Source organism: Gemmatimonadales bacterium (genome assembly GCA_030697825.1).
Taxonomy (GTDB): Bacteria; Gemmatimonadota; Gemmatimonadetes; order Gemmatimonadales; family JACORV01; genus JACORV01.
In genome coordinates, this window is the sequence record JAUYOW010000067.1 from 27,605 (window position 1) to 52,349 (window position 24,745).

General features: G+C 70.5%; 24 protein-coding genes and 1 tRNA gene. 15 read left to right on the forward strand and 10 right to left on the reverse strand.

The features are described 5' to 3' along the window. Positions 1 to 48 precede the first annotated feature (48 nt). Entirely contained in the window at positions 49 to 1,251 is a 1,203-nt protein-coding gene (locus Q8Q85_03200) for an FAD-dependent oxidoreductase (protein ID MDP3773252.1), read from the forward strand. Between the two features lie 20 nt (positions 1,252 to 1,271). Here the strand turns inward: Q8Q85_03200 and Q8Q85_03205 are convergent, their stop codons facing one another. The 5 genes from Q8Q85_03205 to Q8Q85_03225 all read right to left on the reverse strand — a co-directional run bounded on the left by Q8Q85_03205 (position 1,272) and on the right by Q8Q85_03225 (position 9,225). Next, positions 1,272 to 2,678 (reverse strand): zf-HC2 domain-containing protein, encoded by a 1,407-nt coding sequence (locus Q8Q85_03205; protein MDP3773253.1) that lies wholly within the window; start codon positions 2,676 to 2,678, stop codon positions 1,272 to 1,274. Next, a complete protein-coding gene (locus Q8Q85_03210; protein MDP3773254.1) occupies positions 2,665 to 3,147 on the reverse strand; it encodes a sigma-70 family RNA polymerase sigma factor in 483 nt (160 codons plus the stop codon). The genes Q8Q85_03205 and Q8Q85_03210 overlap by 14 nt, the downstream gene beginning before the upstream one ends. A gap of 18 nt (positions 3,148 to 3,165) precedes the next feature. Beyond that, positions 3,166 to 5,412 carry a VIT domain-containing protein gene (locus Q8Q85_03215; GenBank protein ID MDP3773255.1) on the reverse strand — a complete coding sequence of 749 codons (2,247 nt, stop codon included), beginning with the start codon at positions 5,410 to 5,412 and terminating at the stop codon, positions 3,166 to 3,168. A 116-nt stretch (positions 5,413 to 5,528) separates the two neighbouring features. Continuing rightward, positions 5,529 to 7,400: a hypothetical protein gene (locus Q8Q85_03220; protein MDP3773256.1), complete on the reverse strand. Its 1,872-nt coding sequence runs from the start codon at positions 7,398 to 7,400 to the stop codon at positions 5,529 to 5,531. 31 nt (positions 7,401 to 7,431) lie between these two features. Beyond that, positions 7,432 to 9,225 (reverse strand): hypothetical protein, encoded by a 1,794-nt coding sequence (locus Q8Q85_03225; protein MDP3773257.1) that lies wholly within the window; start codon positions 9,223 to 9,225, stop codon positions 7,432 to 7,434. A gap of 71 nt (positions 9,226 to 9,296) precedes the next feature. On the opposite strand from Q8Q85_03225, the gene Q8Q85_03230 reads away from it, so the two are divergent. Beyond that, on the forward strand, positions 9,297 to 10,400 hold the full coding sequence (locus Q8Q85_03230) for an NAD-binding protein (GenBank protein MDP3773258.1): 1,104 nt from the start codon (positions 9,297 to 9,299) through the stop codon (positions 10,398 to 10,400). Here the strand turns inward: Q8Q85_03230 and Q8Q85_03235 are convergent. From Q8Q85_03235 to Q8Q85_03250, 4 genes are read right to left on the reverse strand one after another with little or no spacing between them, the layout of a single operon-like run. Further along, positions 10,366 to 11,253, reverse strand: coding sequence for a phosphatase PAP2 family protein (locus Q8Q85_03235; protein ID MDP3773259.1), 888 nt, complete (start codon positions 11,251 to 11,253; stop codon positions 10,366 to 10,368). The genes Q8Q85_03230 and Q8Q85_03235 overlap by 35 nt on opposite strands. Further along, the gene (locus Q8Q85_03240) at positions 11,223 to 12,197 is read right to left on the reverse strand and encodes an NAD-dependent epimerase/dehydratase family protein (protein ID MDP3773260.1); all 975 of its coding nucleotides are present in this window, start codon (positions 12,195 to 12,197) and stop codon (positions 11,223 to 11,225) included. The genes Q8Q85_03235 and Q8Q85_03240 overlap by 31 nt, the downstream gene beginning before the upstream one ends. After that, positions 12,194 to 13,294 carry a hypothetical protein gene (locus tag Q8Q85_03245; protein ID MDP3773261.1) on the reverse strand — a complete coding sequence of 367 codons (1,101 nt, stop codon included), beginning with the start codon at positions 13,292 to 13,294 and terminating at the stop codon, positions 12,194 to 12,196. The genes Q8Q85_03240 and Q8Q85_03245 overlap by 4 nt, the downstream gene beginning before the upstream one ends. Positions 13,295 to 13,317: 23 nt before the next feature. Further along, entirely contained in the window at positions 13,318 to 14,529 is a 1,212-nt protein-coding gene (locus tag Q8Q85_03250; protein ID MDP3773262.1) for an aminotransferase class I/II-fold pyridoxal phosphate-dependent enzyme, read from the reverse strand. A 45-nt stretch (positions 14,530 to 14,574) separates the two neighbouring features. Here Q8Q85_03250 and Q8Q85_03255 point away from each other — a divergent pair, with 45 nt between their 5' ends. The 13 genes from Q8Q85_03255 (at position 14,575) to Q8Q85_03315 (ending at position 24,524) form a co-directional block, all read left to right on the forward strand. After that, entirely contained in the window at positions 14,575 to 15,324 is a 750-nt protein-coding gene (locus tag Q8Q85_03255) for a phosphatase PAP2 family protein (GenBank protein ID MDP3773263.1), read from the forward strand. Between the two features lie 155 nt (positions 15,325 to 15,479). Next, positions 15,480 to 17,705 carry a M6 family metalloprotease domain-containing protein gene (locus tag Q8Q85_03260; protein ID MDP3773264.1) on the forward strand — a complete coding sequence of 742 codons (2,226 nt, stop codon included), beginning with the start codon at positions 15,480 to 15,482 and terminating at the stop codon, positions 17,703 to 17,705. Next, entirely contained in the window at positions 17,702 to 18,097 is a 396-nt protein-coding gene (locus tag Q8Q85_03265; GenBank protein ID MDP3773265.1) for a hypothetical protein, read from the forward strand. Before Q8Q85_03260 ends, Q8Q85_03265 begins: the two co-directional genes overlap by 4 nt. A gap of 15 nt (positions 18,098 to 18,112) precedes the next feature. Beyond that, the gene (locus Q8Q85_03270) at positions 18,113 to 18,652 is read left to right on the forward strand and encodes a hypothetical protein (GenBank protein MDP3773266.1); all 540 of its coding nucleotides are present in this window, start codon (positions 18,113 to 18,115) and stop codon (positions 18,650 to 18,652) included. After that, positions 18,586 to 18,948 carry a hypothetical protein gene (locus Q8Q85_03275; GenBank protein MDP3773267.1) on the forward strand — a complete coding sequence of 121 codons (363 nt, stop codon included), beginning with the start codon at positions 18,586 to 18,588 and terminating at the stop codon, positions 18,946 to 18,948. The genes Q8Q85_03270 and Q8Q85_03275 overlap by 67 nt, the downstream gene beginning before the upstream one ends. Further along, positions 18,924 to 19,358 carry a hypothetical protein gene (locus Q8Q85_03280; protein MDP3773268.1) on the forward strand — a complete coding sequence of 145 codons (435 nt, stop codon included), beginning with the start codon at positions 18,924 to 18,926 and terminating at the stop codon, positions 19,356 to 19,358. The genes Q8Q85_03275 and Q8Q85_03280 overlap by 25 nt, the downstream gene beginning before the upstream one ends. Further along, on the forward strand, positions 19,280 to 20,464 hold the full coding sequence (locus Q8Q85_03285; protein MDP3773269.1) for a prolyl oligopeptidase family serine peptidase: 1,185 nt from the start codon (positions 19,280 to 19,282) through the stop codon (positions 20,462 to 20,464). The genes Q8Q85_03280 and Q8Q85_03285 overlap by 79 nt, the downstream gene beginning before the upstream one ends. Positions 20,465 to 20,589: 125 nt before the next feature. Further along, positions 20,590 to 20,662, forward strand: a tRNA-Ala gene (locus tag Q8Q85_03290). Positions 20,663 to 21,021: 359 nt separating this feature from the next. Continuing rightward, complete coding sequence (locus tag Q8Q85_03295; GenBank protein ID MDP3773270.1) at positions 21,022 to 21,723, forward strand: NADH-quinone oxidoreductase subunit H; 702 nt, start codon at positions 21,022 to 21,024, stop codon at positions 21,721 to 21,723. After that, a complete protein-coding gene (locus Q8Q85_03300) occupies positions 21,720 to 22,241 on the forward strand; it encodes an NADH-quinone oxidoreductase subunit J (GenBank protein ID MDP3773271.1) in 522 nt (173 codons plus the stop codon). The genes Q8Q85_03295 and Q8Q85_03300 overlap by 4 nt, the downstream gene beginning before the upstream one ends. Positions 22,242 to 22,252: 11 nt before the next feature. Next, positions 22,253 to 22,555, forward strand: coding sequence for a hypothetical protein (locus Q8Q85_03305; protein MDP3773272.1), 303 nt, complete (start codon positions 22,253 to 22,255; stop codon positions 22,553 to 22,555). Further along, positions 22,552 to 23,964, forward strand: coding sequence for a proton-conducting transporter membrane subunit (locus Q8Q85_03310; GenBank protein ID MDP3773273.1), 1,413 nt, complete (start codon positions 22,552 to 22,554; stop codon positions 23,962 to 23,964). The genes Q8Q85_03305 and Q8Q85_03310 overlap by 4 nt, the downstream gene beginning before the upstream one ends. A 104-nt stretch (positions 23,965 to 24,068) precedes the next feature. Next, positions 24,069 to 24,524 carry a redoxin domain-containing protein gene (locus tag Q8Q85_03315; protein ID MDP3773274.1) on the forward strand — a complete coding sequence of 152 codons (456 nt, stop codon included), beginning with the start codon at positions 24,069 to 24,071 and terminating at the stop codon, positions 24,522 to 24,524. Here the strand turns inward: Q8Q85_03315 and Q8Q85_03320 are convergent. Further along, positions 24,511 to 24,745, reverse strand: a 235-nt coding sequence (locus tag Q8Q85_03320; GenBank protein ID MDP3773275.1) for a hypothetical protein, incomplete at its 5' end; no start/stop codon positions are given. The genes Q8Q85_03315 and Q8Q85_03320 overlap by 14 nt on opposite strands.

Below are 24,745 nucleotides of genomic sequence, written 5' to 3' on the forward strand. Positions count from 1 at the left end.
TGGGCTCCATCGTAGCTTGGAGCACCTTTTCCGGGCGGTTCAGCGGTCATGGCGGAAACGCAGTACGTGATCGTGGGGGGTGGCCTCGCAGCCGCGAGCGCCATCGAAGGCATCCGCGAGCTCGACAAGGAGGGGCCGATCACGCTCCTCACGTCCGAGCGCGAGCTGCCCTATCACCGGCCCCCGCTCTCCAAGACCTTCCTCGCCGGGAAGGACCAGGTGGAGAAAGTCCGCGTCCACGAGGCGGCCTGGTACCCGAAGAACAAGGTGACCGTGCGGATGGGCCAGACGGCCAAGTCCGTCCACCTCGGCAAGCAGGGCGTGACGCTCGAAACGGGCGACCGCGTCCCCTACGACCGGCTATTGGTCGCGACCGGCTGCCGGGCCCGCAAGCTCAACGCGCCCGGCGCGGACACGCCGGGGCTGCTGTACCTGCGCACGTTGCAGGACTGCTACGCTCTGCGTAACGCCATCAAGCCGGGCACCAAGGTCGTGGCGGTCGGCGGCTCGTTCATCGGCATGGAGGTCGCGGCCACCGCGCGCCATCTCGGCGCCGAGGTCACGGTCCTGGAGATCGGGCCGACCGTCTACCCGCGCTTCTCAGACCCCACGCTGTCCGCGTTCTTCCAGAAACTCCTCGAGAGCCAGGGGATCACGGTCCGCACCCAAACCCGCGTCTCCCGGTTCCGGGCGCAGGACGGCAAGCTGGCCGCGGTGGTCGCCGACGACGGCGAGCAGATCCCGGCCGACGTCGCGGTCGTCGGCGTGGGAGCCGAGCCCAACACCGACTGGCTCGCGACCTCCGGCTTCTCCATCGAACGGGGCGCGGTGATCGTGAACGTGCGGCTCGAGACGGCGGGCAAGAACGTATGGGCCGCCGGCGACATCACGCGGTTCCCCGACCCGGTGACGAAGCAGCCGCGACGGCTCGAGCACTGGGACAACGCGTTCGCCCAGGGGAAGCAGGCGGGGCGGAACATGGCAGGCGCGGCCGAGCCGTACACGCACCAGTCGGCGTTCTTCTCCGACCTGCTCGACATCACCATCAACGTGCTGGGCGAGACGGACCACCCGGACAGTGTGCAGATCCGCGGCTCGACCGACGTCAACGCTCCGAGCCTGACGGCACTCTATGTGCGCGGGTTCCGGCTGACGGGTGCCGTGATGGTGAATCTGAATTCGGAGGACAGGGCGGCCGATTTCGAGAAGCTGCAGAAGCACATCACCGCCGGAACGGTGCCGGAGAGTTAGCGGGAAGGCAGCGTTTCCTGTCACCTCACGCGATTGACCAATAGTCTGAGCTCATCCACGTCCATCGTCCCCGCCAGACTCAGCCAGAAGAACTTCCGATCCAGCCACCTGATCCTCGTGAGTCCGGCAGGCGTCGTAGTGACGAGTGTATCGCCGGGCGCCATGGCGAGCGCCTCCACTGCCGCGCCGCGCGTCTCCGTGCTCGTATCGGCCGGGGCGGGGATCCGCTGCTGGTCGAGCGTGAGCGGTCGGCCACGGTCGTCGAAGTAGAAGACGCGGACCACGTCGCGCTCCTGGTCCGCTCCGGCGACGAGCCGGCCCGGCCCCACTTCCACGTGGTCCCACGGGCGTCCATCGATGAGGCGGATGGCGCCGGAAAGCCGCCGGGCGGCCTGATCGAGGCTGACGCGCCTGAATGTCGTGATCGCCACCTCGGAACGCCCGGCTTCGGCCGGGCGCAGCGCGCGGGTCGGTGATCGCGCTGCGGCTTCCGCGCCGGGGGACGGCGAGGGGCTGACGTATCGTGCCAGGGGCGCTCCTGCGGAGGGAGCGGCAGGAGCGGCCGGCGCCTGCCGCCTGGCCGCGGGCGGAGTTGCCGGGCCCGTACCCGCGCCCGCGGCGCCGGACAGGTCGCTGCGTTCCCGCGTGGCGAGATCGCCGCTGTTACTCCGGCCGCCGATGGCCCCAGCGGCGCCGGCGGCGCCGGCGGGGCCGGGGCGGTCGAGCGGCATCGCGTCGAGGGCTGCTTCAGCGGCGCGGTTTGGCGGCAGGGGCTTGTTCCCGCGCGCGGTAGGCGGCTTGACGGCGCCCCGCAAGCGCTCGACGCCGCTCGCGACCGAGCCGGTAGCCGCCGGCTCGCGCGAGGCCGTCGCGGGCGACGCGCCATCGCTCACCGCGACCTGGGCGGTGCCGGCCGGCGCGCCGCCGGCGTGCTTCAGCTCGTTCAACATCCAGGTGACGCCCATCGCGAGGACGACCGTCGCCGCCCACGCGAGTTGCGACCAGTCCACCTGCCGCCGCGGCGCAGCCGGTTTGAGGGGCTCGTCGGCGACCCGCGTCACCCGCTCGACGTCGCGCGGGAAGATCGGCCGGATCGCCGGGCTCTTCTGGGTGCTCCCATCAATGTCCAGCGCCACTTCCTTTGCCGTCTTGGAGACCCTTCGCTCCGAGGCGGACGGCGTGGCCGGCGGCAGCCCGGCCGACACCCCGGCGAGCGGCACCGCAGCTTCGGGCCGGTCGGCGGGCCGTTCCGGCGGCACCAGCACGTCCAGCAGGCTGGCGGACTCCGCGAGGAACTGCTTCGCCTCCTCCAACCGGTTCCCGCAGAGAGGGCAGGAGGCCAGGTGGGCCTCGACCTCCCGGGCGTCGGCGGGCGCGAGCTCGCCGTCCAGGAGCGCGTTCAGCTGTCCGTCGTCAACGTGCGGCATCCTTCATCCTTCCCTTCGCGCGGTACGCCTCCACCAACCGGCGGCGCGCGCGCGCCAGCGTCGTGCCGATCGCGCCCTTGCTGAGGCCGAGGGCCGACGCGATCTCATCGTAGTTGAAACCTTCCGCCTTGAGCAAGAGGGCCTCGCGGTCGTTCTCCGATAGCTGGGCCAGCGCGGCCCGCACCGCCTCGATCTTCTCGCCCCGCTCGATGTCATGGTCCGCGGCCGGGGCCGAGGCGCCATCCTGTTCGCCCTTCAGCAGCTCGAGCTTCCGCTCCTGGCGTATCGCGCGGCGGCCGTCGTCGCGCACCAGGTTCAAAGCCACCGCGAAGAGCCACGGCTTCGGGTTCTGGGGCGGCGACTCCATCGCCCGCACGAACACTTCCTGCGCCAGGTCTTCCGCCTGGTCACGGTCGCCCGTCCGGCGATACAGCAGCCGGACGAGCGAACCGTGATACATCTTGTACAGCTCGCCTATGTCGCTCGTTTACGCCCCCCGGAACGCCCTCACCACGGCGTCCAGTTGGCCGGGCCGCCAAGTCGTGGCTCCGGTCGCGGTCAGCTTCACGCTGGCGCGACGGCCGGCGATCAGGACCTCGTCACCGATGCTCAGGAACGGGGCGATCTGCGGCAACGCGCGCACCAGCTGGAAGTATGCCTCGCTGAACGGGGCCACTTCCACCACCCTCAAGCTGTCCTGGTGCGTCGCGTCCGTCCAGACGTTGCCGATCCGCACGAACAGCTTGCCACCCACGCGCCGCACGTTCCCTCGTGCGCCGGCGGGGCCTGCCAGCTCGTCCATTCGCGCCTCGGCGGCCTGGTCAGCGGCGGCCAGGGAGCCGGCGCCCATCATCGACGAGCTCGCCCGCGCCCGGCGGAACGCCTCGCCGCCGGTCTGCGACCGGGCCTGGCCGGCGCCGCCCTGGAGGGACGGGGCCGAGGGCGCCTGGTTGGGCATCACCGGCCGCGTCGAGATATCGCGGATGGAGGTGACCGGTTCCTGCACCAGGTACGAGGTGTACTCGGTGAGGATGCCGTACCTGAGGCCGAGGTCGCGCACTTCCTGGACCAGCGCAGGGGTGGAGCCCTCGATCCGGATCTGGCGCGTCACCTCGCCGATCCGCCGCGACGCCCAGAGTCGCGGGATGAACGCGTTGTCGGCCTCGCTCGCCGGGAAGGCGGCGTCGGTGGTGAAGCGTTCGGTGCGGCCGTTGCGCTGGCCGATCACCGTTATCTGGCCGTTGGCCTGGCCACGGTAACGTCCGAAGATCACCAGCTCCTCGCCGAAGAAGACGTCGGGGAGGCGCGAGGGGTAAGTCTGCGTCAGCTCGACCGGCGCGCCGTCGATGCGCAGGTTGGTGAGCGCCGGACGCGAGATCTTGTTCATGAGCCCGCCCATCGCCACTTCGACGTTGGCGTCGGGGGCCACGTACTCGGCGGTGCCGCGTCCCTCGTTCGCCAGGCGGTCAAGCAGGTACGTGTTGACGTCGCTGCCTACGCCCACCGTGAAGATGCGTGCCCGGCCGATGCGGCCGCCCGCCGCCTGCGCGATGCGCTCCGGCGCCTGCTCGCCTACCGACGGGATGCCGTCGGTGATGAAGACGACGATCGGCAGCCGTTCCTCGGCAACGGTCGCGCCAAGGGCGGATTCGAGCGCGCCGGCGATGTTGGTGCCGCCGTCCGCGGCCAGCTGGTCCACGAAGGACCGCGCCGCCGCTACGTTGTCCGGCGTCGCGGGGGTGAAGCCGTCGCGGAAGTTGGTGACGCGGTTCGAGAAGCTGATCACCCGGAACCGGTCCGCCGGGCGAAGCGTGCCCAGGGCCTGTCGGAGCGCGGCTCGGGCCTGCTCGATCTTGTCACCGGACATGGAGCCCGAGACGTCCACGACCAGCGTGAGGTCGCGCGGCAGGACCGCGCCGTCGTCGCTCTGCGCGGGAGAGACGAGCAGCATGAAGAAGCCGTCCTCTCCGCCCGGGGCGTGCGCGACCAGACTCGTGCCGACGAGCCCGCGACGGATCGGGATGAAGAGCTCGAGGTCGCCGGTGGCGTTGGAGTCGAGGGTGACGAGCAGGTCGTCGCCCGAACGGCGCGACGTGATCCCGTGCGTAGGCGAATACGGGGTGCCGTACGTGTCGGCGTTGGGCAGCGTGACACGGAAGCGGAAGTTGTCCCTGAGGCCGGCGGGCTCGTTCAGCAGCCCGCGTCCCGAGCCGGCGTCCCGGCTGCCCACGGCGTAGCGCATCCGGAGCGCGTCGCCGCTGCGCTGGAGGAGTTGGGTGTAGCGGAGCACGACGCGGCGCGTCTCGCCCGGCTGGATCGGGAAGACGCGGGCGCGGATGAGCCCGTGCCCTTCGAGCGTGAGCAGCGCTGGGTCGCGCACCCGCCGGACGATCTCCTCGTACACGGCGCGCGCCTGCTCGGCGTTCATCATCTCGCCGCGGACCTCGTTCTCACCCATCCAGAGCGAGAAGTTCTGGAACACGGCCTCGCCAGGCATCGGGTACAGGTAGGTACCTTCGGCTATCCCGCCGCCGGTATTACGGAATTGCTCCTCGACCTCGATGCTCGCGACGCGGCCCACGATGCGCGCGCGAACGTTGGAGCTGATGCGCACGACGGAGCCCGAGACGATCCCCGGCCTGATCGGCCGCTCGATCTCGATCCAGCCCTGTGCGTTGAGGGCGCCGGCGGTACCTGCGGCCAGCGCGGTGGTGAGCAGCAGACGTCGGAACATGCAAGACCTCTCGGTTGGGGTTCTGAGAGGGGGACGTTCGGGGGGGAAGAACTTGCACAACGTGATGGGTGATGGGTGATCACCCATCACTCATCGCTCATCACTCACAACATCATTCAGTAGTTCACCGTCACCGCCCCCACATCCACCGTCTTCCTGGCGGGATCGAGCCGGAACACGCCGGGATCCCCACGGACCTGGAGGTTCGTCAGGTCGGCGACGGCGGTGCCCTCGGGTGAGAGCAGCGCGAGCATGTAGTAGCCGTCGCGCAGGCCGGTGAAAGCGAATCGCCCGTCGTTCCCGACGTCGGCGGCAGTCACCATGTTCGCGAGCACCGAGCCCTCGGTGCGCGGCGCGAGCGTGGAGGGATCGAACCCCGTGCTCGGATCGTCGGCGACGATGAGCCCCACCCGCCACCCGCTGCGCACCGAGACGATGCGGCCGCTGACCGTGCCGTCGGTGTAGGCCGGCCGAGCGCGGAGCGTTGAGAGGTCGGACGGCTGGATCACCCGCTGCCGCCAGGCCGCTTCGGACGCGGTGTCGCCGGCGAGCCGTGCGTAGTTGGCGAATCGCGTCGCGGCCTCGCTTCCGTGCTGGAAACGCGTGGTGTCCGCCAGCGCCGCGAGGATGCGGCTCAGGGTCGCCGGCTTGGGGCTGCCGAGGCCGGACATCGCGAATTGGTAGGTGATCGGGCCGATACGCTCGGGACGGTCGAACAGGAAGACGCCCGCGCGGGCCGCCTCGGGGTCCCAGCGCAGCGCCAGGAGCGCGACGCGGCAGCTCGCGACGCGGATGGACGTTCCGGTCACCTCGCCGCGATGCGCGTCCAGCCACGCGGTCAGTTTCTGCACGTTGGCCAGGGTGGCCGCCGGCAGCACGCGGTCGTCGCCCGCGCTATGGGCGCAGTCGTCCGCGGTGGTCGTCGGGGAGGACTGGGTGCGCGTCACCAACCGCCGCGACTCTGGAAGGTCCTGACCAGCCAGTATGATCGGGGTGCGGGTGGGCGCCGTGCGGTCGAGCCCCAGCACCTCGACGACGCTCACCGCCACGTCCTGGGCCCGGCGCGTGGACGTGTTGTAGGTGGTGAGCGCGACGACTGCGAGGAACGCGCCCAGGATCCCACCTACCATGGTGCTGCCGCGGCGGTTGCCCGGACCGAGCGACTGCGGCGCCGTCACGACGAGGAGCGCGCCGGCCACCGCCATCGCGACGCCCGCCGTCAGCACGTCCGACGAGACGGACCATCCAGCGGTCGCACCGGGGCTGCCGCCCGCCGCGTCGATCGTGAAGAGAGTGTAGAAGGTGTCGGCCGAGCTGGAGAGAAAGCTCCGGGGCTCGCTGGAGAGGAGCGTGGCGAAGGCGACCGCGGCCCAGACGGCGATGCCGCCCAGGGCGCCGTGCGAGATGCGCAGCGGGATGCGTCGCCCGAAATCCTTGGGCCCGACGAACGACCAGATTCCGCCGAAGAGCACTGCCGAGATCGCGCCCATTCCCACCAGCTGGCGGCGCGCCTTGTCGGGGTCCTGGGCCAGGTCGGTGGAGAAGAGGCCGTCGATGTCGAGCGTGCCCCGGTAGAGCAGGAACGCGAGGGCGAACGCGATCGCAACGGTCGTGATTCGCCGTGCGGGCGAGACGTACTGCGGCCCCTGGCGCGAGAGGATGTCGGGGTGCATCACCACCACGAGGGCGATCGCCATGATCACCGTGGCCGTCACCGCCAGTGTCGTCTCGAGCCCCGCCGCCGCGAGGCGTCCCGGCCACGCCGCCGGACCGCTCCAGAACGCCGGAGCGATGCCCCATCCACGCGGGAACGCGAAGCCGAAGACCACTTCCGTGGAAGCGGAGAGGTCTGGCGGCACCGCGGCCGCGGCGCGCGCGAGCGCGTAGAGGACGCCGAACACGAGGAAGAGCGCCGCGACGATGGCGGCACGCTTGGCCTCTCGGCCCGGGGTAGAGGGGTTGAGGACGGGAAGATCGGCAAGGGTCATGGCGACTCCGGTGGAAAGCCCTGGTGACGGCTCAGTAGCTGATGCGTATGGTGCCGAGATCGCGGCGGCTCGCCGCGGCGACAATAAACTGGCCAGGATCGCCCGCCACCGAAAGGCCCCGAAGGCGTTCGGGCGCTGTCCCTTCCGGCGCGAGCAGTGCGAGCTGGAACCGCCCCGCGGGCACGTCGCGGAACGTGAAGTCCCCCAAGGCGCTCGGCGTGGCCGTGCGAACGATGTTCTGGAGGGCGAGGCCGTCGGTTCGCGGGGCGAGCAGCCAGGGGTCGGTGCCCGGCTCTGCCCCGGTGACGAGTGCGACGCGCCAGGCCGCGGGGTCGGGCGCGGCGAGGCGGCCCCGCACCTCGGGGGCGGTCACGGCAGGTGGTCCGGCGGCGAGACGCTCGAGCTTCTCGCGCCAGTCCGCGGTCGCGGCGTAGCGGGCCGTGTCGCGGAGTGCGCGGACCCAGGCCGCGGCGGCCGGATCTCCTGAGAACGTCTCGATGCCCTTCAGCCCCAGGCGGAAAGCGAAGGCGCCGACCAGGGCGGGCGCCGCGTCGCCGAAGATCTGCGTTCGCGCGTCTTCGGTCCGAAACAGGCGAGCCAGGATGGCGACGCGGCAGCCCACGGCCCGCGCGGCCAGTGCGGATACCTCGTCATGGTGCGCGCCGAGCCAGCGGTCGAGCGCGGCGAGGTTGGCCTCCGAGGCGGCCGGCAGCGGTCGGTCGGCGTACGCGGGTGATGGGGCGCAGTCGGCGGCGAGGGAGCGCGGGAGCAGCGCCTGTCTCGCCGGCACTCGGCGGCGCGCGTCTTCCGCCCCCATCAGCAGCACGATGGGCCGCGCGGGGCCGCTCACCGAGAGGCCGAGGGACTCCACCACGTCGGGCGCGGCCTCGGAGACCCGCTGGCGCGAGCCGGCCGAGGTCCGCCACCCAGCGAGCAGGACCCGCCCCAGAACGGCAGCGGCGGCGGCGCCGGCGCCGCCGCGGCTCTTCGGGCCCAGGCTCTGCGGCGCGCCAACGACCGCGAGGGCTCCGGCCATCCCCATCGCCAGCCCATAGGTCAGGATGGTGGAGAGGAGGATCCAGCCGTACGTCCCGCCGGGCGCACCTCGGCTCGCGTCCAGCGTGGCGAGGACGTTGCCCACGGCCGCGAGCTCGCCCAGCGCGCGCAGCGGCTCGGCGAGCAGCACACCCAGGCAGCACGCGCCCCACATCGAGAGTCCGGCGACCGCGCCGTGCCCGAACCGCAGGTAGGCGCGGATGTTGAGCACCCCCGGGCCCGCGATCAGCCACAGGGACGCGCAGAAGACGACGAACACGGCGCCGATCCGGAGCGCGGCACCGATGTCCACGTTCGTATTGAACGTGATGTCGGGGGTGAGAGCGGCGCCGAGACGGGACATCGCCTCCGGCGCGCCGACGCCGATGATCACCGCCGAGGCGTAGGCCACCACCCGGCGCAGCGGCGGCAGGAAGTACTGGCGGGGCCTCTGGAGGACGCCGGGGTGGATCACGGCGAGCGCCGCCGCGGATATCAGGACCACGCCGAGAATCCGGATCGCCGCGTAAGCGCCCACCGACGGTACCAGCCGGCTCGGAATGGCCGCGAGGCCGTGCCAGTCCGAAGGGTCCATCCCCCAGGCCCTGGGGCCGATCCCCGGGACCCCGTAGGTGAAAACCGTGAGGGGGCCGTCGCGCAACGGCAACGCGGCCTCGGCGAGGGCCCAACCCACCATGCCGAGGAACGCGAGGCTGGCGACCAGCGCGGCGCGCATCGCTTCGCGTCGCGGGGTCGAGGGGTTCAGGATAGGAAGGCCGACGATCGTCACGCGCCGGAGAATGGGGTTTGCCGGGCCGGACGTCAACCGTATAGCTTCACGCGAACCGAGGCTACTCGTTCATGCCAGCACTAACCAAAGCCGACGAACAGCTCGCCGAAGTCCGCCGCCGCCTCCTCAGCGCCGCGGCCGGCACCCTCATCGTGTTCGTGGTGGGGGTGGTCGGGTACATGATCATCGGGCGCGGCGAGCACCGGTTCCTCGACAGCCTGTACATGACCGTGATCACGCTGACCACGGTGGGCTACGGCGAGATCATCCCGATGGACAACAACCCCGCGGGCCGGATCTTCACGATGATTCTGCTGGTCTTCGGGATGGGGATCCTGGTCTACTTCGCTTCGACGGTCACGGCATTCTTCGTCGAAGGTCAGCTCGAGCAGGTGTTCTGGAGGAAGCGCATGCGCAAGGCGATCAGCGAACTCAAGGAGCACGTCATCGTGTGCGGTGACCGCGTGGTGGCCGGCCACGTGATAGACGAGATGCGGCGGGTGCGCCGCTCCGTCGTCTCGGTGCATCCGGCCGGGACCCCGCATCCGCTCATCACTACCGAGGGTGAGCTGCTCCACGTCGAAGGAGACCCCTCGGATGAAGAGGTGCTGCGCGAGGCAGGCATCATGCGCGCGGCGGGCTTGGTGGCGGCGATGGAGTCGGACCGCGAGAACGTGCTGTGCGCGCTCACCGCCCGGCAGACCAACCCGATCATGCGGATCGTCTCCATGCTGGTCGAGCCGCGCAACGAGTCCAAGCTGCGGCGCGCGGGCGCCGACAGCGTGGTCTCGCCGTTCTCCATCGGCGGGCTGCGCATGGCGTCGGAGATGATCCGGCCGGCCGTCGTGACCTTCCTCGACTCCATGCTGCGCGACCGCGACCGCAACCTGCGTATCGAGGAGATCCTGGTCGGACGGGGCTCGCCGGCCATCGGCAAGTCGCTGCGCGAGCTGCACGTCAACGCGATCCCCGGACTGTTGCTGCTCGCCCTCGTCGAAGGCAAGGATGGGCGCTACCACTTCAAGCCGAAGGACGATCTCGTGGTGGCCGAAGCCGCGACGCTGATCGTGATGGGAGACCCCGCCGCCGTGGGCCAGCTGCGCGAGAAGTACGGAGGACAGACCTACGCGGAAATGGCCGCTACCACGGAGCGGCCGGCCGCAGGGCGTTCCTGACCCGGTCACCCACCGCGAAGAGCGCCACCGCGAGGATCGCTCCCGCGATCGCGTCGACCCCATAGTGGATCTGGCCGTACACCGTTCCGAGCGCGAGCCCGAACGACACCGGGGCGAGCACCAGGGCCAGCCGCCGCGCGTCCCGCCAGGATGCCATCACCGCCATCCACGACGCAGCCACGTGCGATGACGGGAACGCCGTCCCCCACGCCGAACCAACCTCGAGCACCCGGTGAACGAATCGCGCCGGCAGTACGGTGGTGATGGGTCCGGTGGCGTCACCGAAGAACTCGCGCGGCCCCGTCACCGGCAGGAACGCGAAGATGAGGTAGCAGGTGTAGAAGGCGAGCGTGATGAGGAACATCCCGCGCTCGTAGGCTTCCCGGGGAGTGCGGAAGTAGAGCCAGAGCCCGGTCCCCGTGACGATCCAGTAGTACGACCCGTAGCAGAAGTGCATGATCCACGACAACACCAGGCTCGGCACGCGCTGGTTCCAGATCACGCTCACCTGGCCGCCGAACACCGCCTCCTCCCAGCGCAGCACGAGGGCATCGTAGACGTGGGCCGTGTCGAGCGCGATCACCCCGAGCTGAGTGTAGTACACGATGGACAGCAGAACGCCGTAGCCACCGCCGATGAAGGCAACCAGGCCCGTCACCGGGGCGCGCGCCAGCAGGGCGACCAGCGTCAGCGTGAGCGCGTTGCCGAGCAGGAGCCACCGCCAGGCGCCGACGACCGGAGCATGCCATACGACCACCGCGGTGTTCACGAGCAGGAAGCCGATCATCAGGCGGTCGGTCGCGGTGACGCCCCGGCGCCCGGTCAGGCGAGGAGTCTCTGCGTCCGGTACCACGCCGCAGTCTCGCGCGTGCCGGCGTCGATGTCGTGCGCGGCGCGCCACCCCAGCTCGCGCTCGGCCTTGTCCACGGCGATCAGCCACGCGGGTGCTCGGAACTCATCGAGGCGGTCGACGCTGACGACCGACCGCTGTCCGGCCGCGCCGGCGGCGCGCTCCATCGCCCAGACGATCGCCGCCGCCACCGGAATGGGCACCGGAACGGTGTGTGGCGTGCGGCCGAGGGCCCGACCGATGGCGAGACCGAGGCAGCGGTAGCTGACCCCCTGCGCGTGGGCCGCGTGATAGACCTGGCCTGTGGCCCTGTCCACCGTGCCGGCGCGCACGATCGCCTCCGCGAGATCCGGCGCGTAGACGATAGAGATCTCCTGGTCACCGCGGCCGAACACCGGGTTGAGGCCTCGGCGCACCAGGCGGAACAGCCTGAGAAACTCCCGGTCGCGCGGGCCGTAGACCACCGGCGGCCGGACGATGACCCACGGCTCGTCGCTCCCGAGGACCACGGCCTCCCCTGCGAGCTTGCTGCGTCCGTACGCGCTGAGGGGATGACACGGGGCGTTCTCCCGGAGGTACTGACCGGGCTGCGAGGGTCCGAGGGCGGCCTGCGTCGACACGTACACGAAGCGGCAGCCGGGAGCCGTACGCCGGACCGCCTGCAGGAGCCGCCGTGTCCCTTCCTCGTTCACCGCGAAGAACTCGGCCTCGGAGAAGGCCGCGGTCAGCCCCGCCACGTGATAGACGACCTCGACGCCTGCGACGGCGCGCTCGAGGCTGGCGGTGTCGTGGAGGGAGCCGGGGATCACCTGCGCCCCGCGCGCGGCGAGCGCGGCGGCGCGATCGGGCTTGCGGGCGAGGCAGAGGACCGTGTCGCCGCGCGCCAGGAGCGCTTCGGCCACGTGGCTGCCGATGAAGCCGGTGCCGCCGGTGAGGAACGCTCTCACACGGCCCGGTCGTACATCCGGTAGGTCTTGTAGGGCCGAAAGCCAAGCCGCTCCATTCCGTTGCGGATGGCGTGGTTGGTTTCGAGGAGCCAGCTCGCCTCGCACCAGAAGAGGCCGTGCGCGTTCCCGTGCCGCCAAGTCCACTCGTACAGCAGCGCGTCGGTGCCGGTCCGGCGGTACTTCGGCAGCACGCCCAGGGTGAGCGTGCGGGCCCGGCTGATCTTCCGCTTGTGCCAGAGGATCTTGAGGAGTCCGAACGGGAACAGCCGCCCCGAAGGGTTGTGCTTCAGCGCCTGGTTGAAGTCGGGTAGCGTGATGGCGAACCCGATCAGCTCGCCCTTCATCTCCGCGAAGACGACGAGATCGGGTACGACCACCGGCTTGAGCTGCTTCGCCAGGTGGTCCATCTCCGCGTCCGTGAAGGGGATGAAGCCCCAGTTCTTCTCCCACGCGAAGTTGTACAGCTTCTTCACCAGCGCCACCTCTTCCCAGTACCTCCGCATGTCGATCGGACGCAGCGTGATCCGGTACCGCTGCGCGAGCTTCCTGGCGCCCTCGACGAGCCGCGCGGGAGGCGCGTCGCCGGAGCCCTGGTACGCGAGCAGGTCCATCGCCTTCGTGAACCCGGCGCGCTCGACCAGCTCCGGGTAGTAGGGCGGGTTGTGCGGCATCAGGATCGTGGGCGGCGTGTCGAAGCCCTGCACCAGCAGGCCGCACTCGTCGTTGGTGGAGAAGCTGGCCGGCCCGCGCATCACCGTCAGGCCGCGCGCGCGGAGCCAACCGCCTGCCGCCGCGAAGAGCGCGTCCGCCACCGCCTGGTCGTTCACGCTCTCGAAGAAGCCGAAGAACCCCACCTGCTTCTCCTCCTCGTGGACCGCGCCGTGCGCGTCGTTCCTGATCGCGGCGATGCGGCCTGCGATCGCACCGTCCCGTTCGGCCAGGAAGTAGTCCGCTTCCGCGTGCTGGAAGAAGGGGTTCTTGGACCGTGAGAGCAGCGTCCTCACGTCCCTGCGCAGCGGGGCGACCCATGTGGGATCGCCCCGGTGCAGCCGATACGGGAAGTCGATGAAGCGGTCGAGGTCGGCCGGCGATACCACCCGCCGGACGGCGACGGTCTCCGTCAGGCTATCACTCCCAACTCGCGGCCGATGGCCGCGAACGCGTCGAGCGCGAAGTCCACCTGGTCCGCGGTGTGCGTAGCCATGACGCTGGTACGAAGGCGGCACTGTGACGGCGGCACCGCCGGTGGCACCACGGGGTTCGTGAACACGCCGGCGTCGAACAGCTTCCGCCAGAATACGAGCGTCCCTTCGAGCGGGCCGATGAGCACCGGCACGATCGGCGTCTGGGTGTGCCCGATGTCGAACTTGAGGTTGCGCAGCCCCTCCTGCAGGCGACGCGTGTTCTCCCACAGCGCGGCGCGTCGCTCGGGCTCGCTCCTCAGGATATCGAGCGCCGCGAGCACGCCCGCGGTGTTCGACGCCGGGAGCGCCGCGGTGAAGATGAGCGGCCGCGCATGGTGCTTGAGGTAGTGGATGATGTAGTCGGCGCCCGCCACGAAGCCGCCGATGGACGCGAGCGACTTCGAGAAGGTGCCCGCGATGAGGTCCACTTCGTCCGTCATGCCGAAGTGGTCGGCGGTGCCGGCGCCCGTGGGCCCGAGGACGCCGACCGAGTGCGCGTCGTCCACCGCGAGCGCCACGCCGTAGCGCTGCGCGATGGGCGCGAGGTGCGGCAGGTCGGCGATGTCGCCTTCCATGGAGTAGACGCCGTCCACGATGATCATCGCGCCCCGCGGCCGGTCGTCGCGGGCCAGCTTGCGTTCCAGCGCGGCGAGGTCGCCGTGGTTGAATCGCACCACGTCGCCCTGGGAGAGCTTGGCGCCGTCCAGGATGGAAGCATGGTCGAGCTTGTCGAGGTAGACGTTCTCGCCGCGGCCGACCAGGCCGGAGACGACGCCGAGGTTGGCCTGATAGCCGGTGGAGAAGACGAGGCAGGCTTCCTTGCCGAGGAACTCGGCGAGCCGGGCCTCCAGGATCTCGTGCAGGTCAAGGTTGCCGTTGAGGAAGCGGCTCCCGGTGCACCCGGAGCCGTACTTGTTGAGCGCTTCCCGCGCCGCTTCCAGCACTTTGGGGTGATGGGTGAGGCCGAGGTAGTTGTTCGACCCCATCATGACCTTTGTCTTGCCGTCGATCTTGACGACAGTATCTTCCGACTCGGTGATCGGGGTGAAGTACGGGTAGAGCCCCATCGCCTGGACTTCGCGCGCCCGGGTGAAACTCTTGCACTTCTCGAACAGCGCGACTTCCCGCGCGACTTGTATCGTGGCCACTGGGTCCTCCCCTATAAACGAACTGGGCTGATTGTACCGATGATCATGCGGTTAATCAAGTTACGGCGCTCGCTGGCGGGCGGTTTCGTCGGCGCTCTGGTTGCCATTCAACCCGCTCGGGCACAGCAGGTTCCGTCGCCGCTGCGGTACGAGGTCCGGGCCTGGCCGGATGCGGCCATCCTGACCGGCGCCGCGGCCGCGACGCTGGTCCCCCAACTCCTCAAGGGAAGTCTGCCCCATGCCACCTGCGCGCCCTGCGATCCGTCGGGGCTGTGGCGGATAGATCGGGGCGCGGTCGGGCCGCTCCGCGGCGCGCCGGCCCGCGTCAGCGACGTACTGGTCCTCGGGACCACGCTGGGCGGCGCGGTGCTGCTCGCTACGACCCGGAGCGGGGAGGGAGGAGACGCGCGGCGTGAGGACTTCGCCGTGTTCACTGAGGCCGTGGGTCTCACTTCGGCGGCGACCGACTGGATGAAGGTGCTCTTCCACCGGCCGAGGCCGGTCCGCTATAGCGCCGACGCGCTGGACTACCCGTCGGCCAACTACGGGCTGTCGTTCCCGTCCGGGCACACTAGCCAGGCGTTCGCCGCTGCGGCCGCGTACGCGTCCATCCTTCACCGGCGCGGCGTCGCGGGCCGGCACCGCACCGAGATCGCCGTTCTCTTCACGACGGCCGCGGCTACGGGGGTGATGCGAGTCGCATCGCGCAAGCACTTCCCGACCGACGTCATCGCGGGCGCGCTGCTCGGCACCGCCATCGGCTGGACCATCCCCGCCTTGCACGCGATCCGATAGCGCGCGGCCACGGCGCACCCGGCGCCCGTGACCGCCGTTACGGAGGGGCGGCTCCCGGACCCCCACATTCGCTTTTCGAGGCGACGCGCGCCTTGTTGGGCGAGCGCCGCTTCCGCTAAGTTGCAGCGCAGAACGCCTTTTTCGCGGGAGATTGGGTGGGTCGTCGGCCGGTCCTGATGCTCCTTCTTGCTGCGCTGGCGATGCCGGCGCAAGGCGCACTCTCCCAGGGTGTCGACGGACGCCCACGCGAGCCGTTCGGGTTCGATTTCAAGCCCGACGCCGTGTGGCGCGTCCGCGCGCGGCGGGTTCGCCTCGCTCGGGCGCGCGCGCTGGCCCTTGGCGACTTTCGCTCCCTCAACTCAGCCCTCGCGTTCCGCGCACCGGTGGCGCTGCGCGCCCAGGCAGCCCCGTCACCCACGGCGGTCTCCGGCGTACTGAAGGTTCCGTACTTCCTGGTCAGCTTCCGCAACACCGATCCGACCGCGCTGCTCCCGGTCGCGGCATACGACACGGCCCTCACGTTCGCGACGGCCCCGCCGGGGCGGCCCTACACCGTGCGCACCTATTACGAGGAGATGTCGAACGGGTTGCTGAGCCTCCAGGGCCAGGTGCTCGCGCGGGTCGCGCTCGACAGCAATGACACCTGGTACGAAGGGAACTGCAACGCGCTGTGCTCCTCCGGCGCCAGCCCCGGGCGCATGGCGCAGCTCATGCGCGAGGCGATCCTGGGCGTGGACTCGACGGTCAACTTCGGTCTGTTCGACAACGATGGGCCGGACGGGATCCCCAACTCGGACGACGACGATGGCGAGGTGGACATCGCCGGGTTCATACAGCCGGAGCTGGGCGGGGAGTGCGTGGCCAAGGCTCCGTCATCCGCGAACAACATTTGGTCACACCGCTATTACTACAGCGCCTGGACCGGACAGCCTTACACGACCAACGATCCGCGCACGGGGGGCGGGCCGATCAGGATCGACAACTACACGATCCAGTCGGGCGTCGGAGGCAGCGACGCCTGCACCGGCGCCCAGATCATGGGCATCGGGACCATCGCCCACGAGATGGGACACGGCCTCGGCCTCGACGACCTTTACGACACGAATCCCGACGACGGCGACGACTCGGAGGGGGTGGGCCATTGGGGGCTAATGGGCTCGGGCGGCTTCGCGACGCCGTTGAGCCCCGCCAGCATGGAGGCCTTCTCGCGCGCCGAGCTGGGTTGGATCGCGGTCCGCGCGCTCACGCTTCCCGGCTCGTATCAACTTGGTCCCACCGCCGTCGGGGATACCGCGTTCCTGATCCGCCCGACCGTCGCGAACCTGCGCGGGGAGTACTTCCTGCTCGAGAACCGGCAGGCGGCGCTCTCGGACACGGCGTTGATCCGGTCGAAGGGCCCGGGACTGCTGATCTGGCACGTGGACTCGACCAAGTACGCGCAGAGCTTTTTCTTGAACGAGGTGAATTCGGGCCCGATCCACGCCGTGTGGCTGAGGCAGGCCGACGGGTTGAACCACCTGCGCAGCAGCACCCCGGACGTCCGGAACCGCGGCGACGCCGGTGACCCGTTCCCGGGCACCACGAACAACACCGTCTTCGGTGCGGCTACGAACCCGTCATCGAACCTCAACACCGGCCTGCCGTCGGGCATCCAGATCGATTCCATCCGCCAGGTGACCCCCGGAGGCGCAGTCGCCTTTCACCTGCTGGCGGGGAGCGAGGTCCGGGCGAGCGACACGGCGGCGGTTGTGCGGGTGAACGGGGTCGCGTACAGTGTGTTCCGCCGGCTCGTGACTTCGGGCGCGGAAACGCTGCTGGTGGACATCGACTCCGTGCAGACGACCGGCGGGGGCGTGACGCGCTTCGAGTTCCGCGGCTGGAGCGACAGCGGGGCGCGCTCGCACACCGTCATTGTCACGCCGGCGAACCCGCTCTCACTGGTGGCGCAACTCGCCGTGTTCCACCGGGTCACGGTGTCGAAGAGCGGCAACGGCACGATCACCATCTCGCCGAGTCTCGGCGCGGGCGGGAGCGCTATGCTCCCCGCGACCGACACCTTGCGCGTCACCGCGAGCCCCTCACCGCAGAACATCTTCGTGGCGTGGGATGGGGACACGACCAGCCTCGATCCGTCCCTGGCGCTGCTGGTCAGGCGCCCGCTGACCCTGACGGCGTCGTTCACTCCACTGCTGCTGGATAGCGTAGTGGCTCAGCTGCTGAGAGGCTCGGGGCTCACCGATGCGCAGCAGAGCCTGATGGACCTCCAGGCCAACAACAACGGCGTCTTCGACCTCGGCGACTTCGTGGCGTGGCTCGACCGGTCGGGCACGACCGTGAGCGCGCAGGTGATGGCCCGCGTGCTGGGGAGGCTGCGGCGATGAACGTCCGACGGACAGTGATGGCCGCGGCGGCGGTCGCGCTCGCGGCGTGCAGCGACGGCCCGACCGCGGGAGAGCTGTCGGTGCGGCTCACCACCCCCAACACCGGTGCCGACCGTGCGATCCTGTTCACTGTGAAGGGACGGCTCAGCGGCGCGGTGGCGCCCTCCGGCGCGAGCTACGGCGTCGTCTCGACCACGTTCCCCGGTGACAGCACGCACATCGCGGTGATCGCGGCGTCGGGCCAGACGCTGGCGCCCGGCGCGGTAGCCCTCATCCGGGTGAACGACATCGACCGCTTCGCATCCTACACGGCCTTCGTCACGCAGGTCGTCGCCCGGGACTACACCCAACTCGATACCACGGGTTACGTTCTCTCCGTCGTCAAGCCTTAGACAACGGAGTCACCCATGAGCCGTACGCTCGCACTCCTGGCGATCACCTTCGCCGGGGGGTTCGTCGCGCCGCTCCAGGCGCAGCGTTCCGGACCCGCCTCGCCCGCACCGGCATCACCTTCGTCCCCCGCTTTCGACCTCACCATAGACAACATCATGCGCGGCCCCGACCTCTACGGCACGCCGCCACGCCTGGTCCGGTTCTCGGACGACTCGCGCTACGTCTACTTCCGTTGGAAGAAGCCGGACGTGGACACCGCGGAAGCGTCGTACCGCGTGGCTGTGACCGGGGGCGAGCCGGAGAGGATGGCGTCGCCGGCAGACAGCGGGTATCCGCAGAACGGCGTCTGGTCGCGGGACCGGCGCGCGAAGGCCTATCTCTTCCGCGGCGACGTGTACCGGTTCGACGCGGTGCGCGGCCAGCGCCGACGCCTCACCGACACGCCCGGAGCGGAGGGCAACGTCCAGCCCCCGGGGACGGGCGCACCGTGTACTTCGTCCGCGACAACAACGTCTACGGCATCTCGCTCGACGGCGGTCCGCTGCGCCAGGTGACCGACATCCGCCGCGGCCCGGAGCCCGCGGGCGCGGCGCGCGACACGACCGGCCAGCGCGCTTTCCTCCGGGCCCAGCAGCGGCGGCTCTTCGAGTTCGTGCGCCGGCCTCCGCGAGCGGACCCCGATCCCTTCGCGATCCGCGGCGATTCCGACACCACCGGTCCGCGCCCCTTCTATCTCGCCGAGGGACAGAACATCCAGTCGTGGGACGTCTCGCCGGACGGGCGCTACCTGCTCCTGACGGTGAGCGACCGCGCCGCGGGCGCGCGGTGCAGACACTGCCCATCTGGGTGAGCGCGACCGGCTACGTCGAGACCCAGCCCAACCGCACCAAAGTGGGCGACGAACAGTCGCGCACCCGCGCCGCCATCCTGGAACTGGCCACCGGCGCGGTGAACTGGGTGGACCCGGGCCTCGGCCGGCGCCAGCTGAGCGTGCGCGGAGTGGGCTGGTCCGCGAGCGGCAGCCGCGCGCTGGTGCGCGGCATGGCGGCGGACTTCAACGACCGCTGGCTCTGGGTGGTGGACGTGCCCGGCTTCGCGGTGCGCCAGGTGGACGTACTGCACGACAGCGCGTGGGTCGCTCAGCTCTCGTACAGGCCGGATGGCTACCTGACGGCGAGACGATCTGGTTCACGTCGGAAGTTTCCGGGTGGGCGCACGCCTATACCGTCCCGGCCTCGGGTGGAACGCGGCGCGCCTTGACCAGCGGCCCGTGGGAGGTGCAGGGAGTGGAGCTGTCCCCCGACGGACGACGCTTCTATTTCCACTCCAGCGAGGTTCACTGGGGCGAGCACCATTTCTACGCGATGGGAACGGACGGCGCCGGCAAGACGCAGCTCACGCGAGGCGAGGGCCGGCACGACGGGGTGGTGAGTCCGGACGACCGCTGGCTCGCCATCATGTATTCGCAGGCCAATCATCCGCCGGAGCTGTACATCCAGGCCAACCGCCCCGGCGCGCCGTGGCGGCAAGTGACGGAGTCCACCACCGAGGAATTCCGTAGCTTCGCATGGCGCGTGCCGGAGCTGGTGATGGTCCCGGCGCGCGACGGGGTGCAGGTGCCGGCGCGATTGTACCGGCCCACGGGCCGGTCCAACGGCGCGGGCGTGATCTTCGTGCACGGCGCCGGCTACACCCAGAACGTGCACAAGTGGTGGTCGTCATATTCGCGGGAGTACCTGTTCCACCACCTGCTGGCGGAGCGAGGCTACACGGTGCTCGACCTGGACTACCGTGCGAGCGCCGGCCACGGGCGCGACTGGCGGGCCGCGATCTACCGGCACATGGGCGGCCCCGACCTCGAGGACAACGTGGACGGCGCGCGGTGGATGTCTCGCACGCTGGGCGTGGACTCCACGCGGATCGGGATCTACGGTGGCTCGTACGGCGGCTTCATCACTCTCATGGCCATGTTCACTACTCCGGGTGTCTTCCGGGCCGGTGCCGCGCTCCGGCCGGTGACCGATTGGGCGCACTACAACCACGGCTACACGGCCGCGATCCTCAACGAGCCGCAGGAGGACAGCACCGCGTATCTCAGGTCTTCCCCGATCTATTTCGCGGAGGGACTGAGCGGCGCCCTGCTGATCTGCCATGGCATGGTTGACGACAATGTCAATTTTCAAGACGCCGTCCGACTATCGCAGCGGCTCATCGAGCTGCGCAAGGAGAACTGGGAGATCGCCATTTATCCCGTCGAGCCGCACGGCTTTCGGCAGGCATCCAGCTGGGCGGACGAATACCGGCGCATTCTCCGGCTGTTCGACACCAACCTGCGGGAGCGGGAGACGGTGCGCACGGGGAATTAGACGCCGCATTCTGCGTGCTCGCCGCGCCGATCGGGCTCGCCGATCAAGAGCGGCGCATCCTCGCGCGGCCCGCGTAGGCGTTTGCCCGCGTCGCGGCCCCGCCGCTACATTCCGGCCGCCGGCACGGGGCGGTAGCTCAGCTGGGAGAGCACCTGGTTTGCAACCAGGGGGTCACGGGTTCGAATCCCGTCCGCTCCATCCTTGTTAATGGACGCCTCGACGCTCCATCAGTACCGAATCGTCAAGCTTTTCCTCGGTGCCGGCTTGGTGGCGGCGATGCTTGCGGTCGCGCTGCTCCGGACCGCCGGCAGGGCGACGGGCGGCCCCGCGGAGCCGGCGCGCGACGAGACCCGCGTCGGCCCCTGGCGCGATGTGCTCGGCCTACTGGTCGCCATCGCGACCTCCGGGACCCTCCTCTATCTCCTTTCCCATCGGCCTCGTCTTCCGGTTCTTCCAGACCTGGCAGTCCGTCGCCCTCCTGGTCGCGTTCGTGATCGTGGCGGCAGCGCCGGGGGTCTACGCGGTGAGGACGCGCGCCCTGTGACGCTGGCCGACCGGTGAAGGCGACCGACGACCTGTCGGAGAGCGTCGGCCTTTCGATCGCCGCGCTGGTCCTCGCCTCGGTGATCCCGATGGCCACCACCGGGCCGTTCGCCGACCTTCCGTACGGTCTCTTCGTCCTAGTGGCCGGCTACGCCGGTGTCGCGCTCACGCTGGCGGTCACGGGCACGGCCGGCGACGACTGGATGGCGGCGGCGGAGCGACCGGGTGGGGCGATCGTCTGGGCGGGATGCTGGGTGGCGATGGTGCTGGCGATCGCCGCGGTCGTCGTGACGGCACAAACGATGGATCTGCGCAACGGGGTGCTGGCCCAGGAGAACACGCTGCCCTATCTGCTGCTGCAACCGGTCGCCGCGCTCGGGTTCGTACTCGCGCTGGCGGTCGCGGTGAGTCACGGCGTGCGCCCGCCCATGGGGGACGCCCCCGGCGCGCGCCGCCTAGCTGAAGGACTGCACCTCCTGGTCGGATGCGCGGTCGGAGGCACGCTGTTCCTCGGAGGCTACTCGGGCCCGTTCCTCTCCGGACCCGTCTGGCTGCTCGCGAAGGCCGGCGCTCTCATGCTCGCGGTGCTGGCGCTGAGCCGCCGGCTTAGCGGACTGCCGGACGAGCGGCGGCGGGGCCTGGCCTGGCGCGTGCTGGCCCCGGCCGCGCTGCTCAACCTGATCGCCACGTTCGTCGCGGTCGGTCGGCCCCGGTGAACTGGGCCGGCTTCGGGTTCGGCGCGTCTGCGACCATCGCGGTGCTCGGCGCGGCCGTGGTAGCCCTGGCGCGCGGCGCCGCGCCCGCGATCGCGGGCTTCGCCCTCTCGATGCTCGGAGTAGCGGGCGTCTGCCTGACGCTGGGCGACGACTTCCTGGCCATCCTCATCGTCCTCGTCATGTCGGCGGCGCTGCCGGCAGGACTGCTCGCGGCCGCGAAGATCGCCCCCGCCGCCGCGCGGCCGCCGCGCCGGTCCCGCGTCTCCGTCGCGATCGTCATCGGCCTCGCGGCGTTCGCCGGGCTGACGGCGCTCGTACTCGGCACCGAATGGCCGCCCGCGGGTGGCCAGCGGGAGACGGCCGCGGTCTGGGTCGGCTGGGGGCTGCTCACCGACTCGGTCGCGGCCTTGGAGCTCGTCGGGGCGCTGCTCGCCGTCGCCGCCATCGCGGCACTGGTCCTCGCGAGGGCGGCTACGGGGCCGCGAGAAGAAGTGGAGGATCGGTCGCCGAGACCCTGACCTACACGCTGGTGGCGGCCGCGGCTGTCTTCTCGCTCGGCCTGGGCTCGCTGATCTGCCGGCGCAGCTTGCTGGGAGCGCTCCTCGCGTTCGAGCTGATGCTGGCCGCCGCGATCCTGACGACGGCCGCCACGACCACTCTCTCGGGATCGCAGAGCGCGCTGGGCCAGGTGGTAGCGGTCGTGCTCGTCGGGGCGGGCGCGGCGGTCGGCGTGCTCGTGATCGGCGCTCATCTGGCGAGCGCGGCCGGCGCGGCCGGTGGGGCCGGGGGGGGCGGCGGCGCGGGTCGGGTGGGCGGAGCGCCGAAGGCGTGAGCCGGCTGGTCGCGCTCGCGCCGGAGTTGGCGCTCGTCTGGACCTCCGTCACGTTGTTCGCCATGATGCCGGGCCGGAGGCGGCGCGCTTCGGGTGTCGTGCTCGTCGGCGGCGGGATCGCGGCGCTTGCGGCCGCGATAGGCACCATCGGCGTGAGCGACGAGTTCCTCTATCTCGCGTACCGGGTCGATGCCTACTCCCAGGCCGCGAAGGGGATAGTCATCGCCGGCCTGGTGCTCGCAGGCACCACCCGCGGCGCGACGGGGCACCCCGAGCCGGCCGCGGAGGACCAGTTCTTCCTGGTGGTCGCGGCGATGGGTCTCGTCGTCGCCGCCAGCCTGGTCGATGTGCTCGCGCTCTTCCTAGCCCTGGAGATCACGTCAGTAGCGATGATCGCGCTCGCCGGGCTAGGCAGCCTCGCCGACGGGCATCGCGGCTGGGGGCGGCTGACCAGCACGAGCCTCACGCCGTCGGCGCTCGGCGCGCTCGGCCTCGCGCTGCTCGTCGGAGCGACGGGGGCCACGCGGCTCGCCGACATCACGTCCGCGCTCGGCGCCGATGCCGCGCAGCCGGCCGGGTTCGCGGGCGCAGCGCTCTTCCTTTGCGGGTTCCTGGTGCGGTGGGGTGCGGCGCCGTTCTACGCCTGGCTGCCCCACCTGCTGCGCGACCCTTCGCCGCGCGCCGCGCTGTTCGCCGGTACCTCCATCTGGATGGGACTCGGCGTGGTCATCGTGCGTCTGGTCGCCGCGCTCGCGCCGCTCGGCCATTCCCTCGCCGTGCTCCTCGCGCTCGTGGCGGTAGTGGCCTTCCTGTTCGGGACCTCCAACCTGCGGCCACGAAGGGACGCGAGGTGCCTGCTGTCGTACCTGCTCGTGGCGCAGTCGGGCTTCGTGATCGCGGCGCTTGCGACGCCGGGCCCGCGGGCCGTTTCGGCGGCGCTCGCCGCCACGCTGGTGGTGGCTGCAGCCAACGCCGCGATCCTGCTCGTCCTCACCGACTCGACGGCCCGCGGGCCGGTCACCGGACCCGGCGACTTCCGCGCGATCGTTGGGCGCTCACCCTTCGTGGCCGTGCCGCTCGTCACCGGTCTCCTGGCGCTCGCCGCGCTCCCGCCGACCGCGGGGTTCCTGGCCCGGTGGCGCCTCCTCGACGCCGCCTGGCGCGAGGGATGGTGGGCACCGGCGCTGGCCGGGTTGGCCGCCAGCACCGTTCTCGCGTTCCTCGCGCTCGCCCTGGTGCGTCAGCTGCTGGTACGCGGGGACAGCGGGCGCGGGGCCGCCGCCGCTCCTCCGCCCGCGCGCGTTGCGCTGAAGGTGGCCTGGGCGCTCGCGATCCTGCTGCTCGTCCTGGCGCTGGCTCCGGGGCCGCTCCATCGCGGCGCCGACTTCCTGTCCCACTTCGTGATCTGACCTGACGGGCTTTGCTCCGCGGCACGCGCGCCGGTAGATTGACTCGTACATCGCATCAGGCATCGGTCTCCCTATCACCCATCACCTTTCGAAAGGCCTGCGCCGTGGCCCCCGTCATCGGCCAACCCGCTCCCGATTTCTCGCTGCCCTCGACCGCAGGGAAGGATGTCACGCTGTCGTCGTTCCGCGGAGACTCCAGCGCCCTGCTCGCTTTCTTCCCGCTCGCTTTCACCAGCACCTGCACCGCGGAACTGGGCTCGTTCTCCGCGGATTACCCGCAATTCGAGGCGCTCGGCACCCGCGTGCTCCCGGTCAGCGTGGACTCGATCCCGTCGCTCCGAAAGTTCAAGGCGAAGGAACGGCTCTCGATTGACCTGCTGTCGGACTTCAACCGGGACGTCTGCCGTCTTTACGACACCCTGCTCGCGGACAAGTTCTTCTCGCGACGCGCGTACTTCCTGGTCGACAAGGCGGGAACTCTGCGCTGGGCGCACACCGAGACCGAATTGGGGCACCGGCGACAGGACGAGGAGCTGATCGCCCAGATCAGGGCGTTATAGCGCCGGGGAGCGACAGCACGACGCCCACACGCACCAGGCGCGGGGGGCCGAAGTAGAGGGAGGGATCGGCGGCATCCAGGAGCGCGGCGCGCCGCCCGGCGAGCTGCTCGGCCGGGCTCCAGAGGCCGTCGTTGTTGAGGTCGAAGATCGGCGTGTAGAGCGGCGACTCCCGCGGGATCGTTACCGCACCCGCGGTCTCGCGGGAGGCGCGCGCCACCAGC

Coding starts and splice junctions, on each gene's coding strand:
- Q8Q85_03215 (MDP3773255.1), bottom strand. CDS start 5,412: ATGTTCCGACGTCTGCTGCTCACCACCGCGCTGGCCGCAGGTACCGCC.
- Q8Q85_03270 (MDP3773266.1), top strand. CDS start 18,113: ATGAGCCGTACGCTCGCACTCCTGGCGATCACCTTCGCCGGGGGGTTC.
- Q8Q85_03265 (MDP3773265.1), top strand. CDS start 17,702: ATGAACGTCCGACGGACAGTGATGGCCGCGGCGGCGGTCGCGCTCGCG.
- Q8Q85_03205 (MDP3773253.1), bottom strand. CDS start 2,678: ATGCCGCACGTTGACGACGGACAGCTGAACGCGCTCCTGGACGGCGAG.
- Q8Q85_03230 (MDP3773258.1), top strand. CDS start 9,297: ATGCCAGCACTAACCAAAGCCGACGAACAGCTCGCCGAAGTCCGCCGC.
- Q8Q85_03220 (MDP3773256.1), bottom strand. CDS start 7,400: ATGACCCTTGCCGATCTTCCCGTCCTCAACCCCTCTACCCCGGGCCGA.
- Q8Q85_03200 (MDP3773252.1), top strand. CDS start 49: ATGGCGGAAACGCAGTACGTGATCGTGGGGGGTGGCCTCGCAGCCGCG.
- Q8Q85_03255 (MDP3773263.1), top strand. CDS start 14,575: ATGCGGTTAATCAAGTTACGGCGCTCGCTGGCGGGCGGTTTCGTCGGC.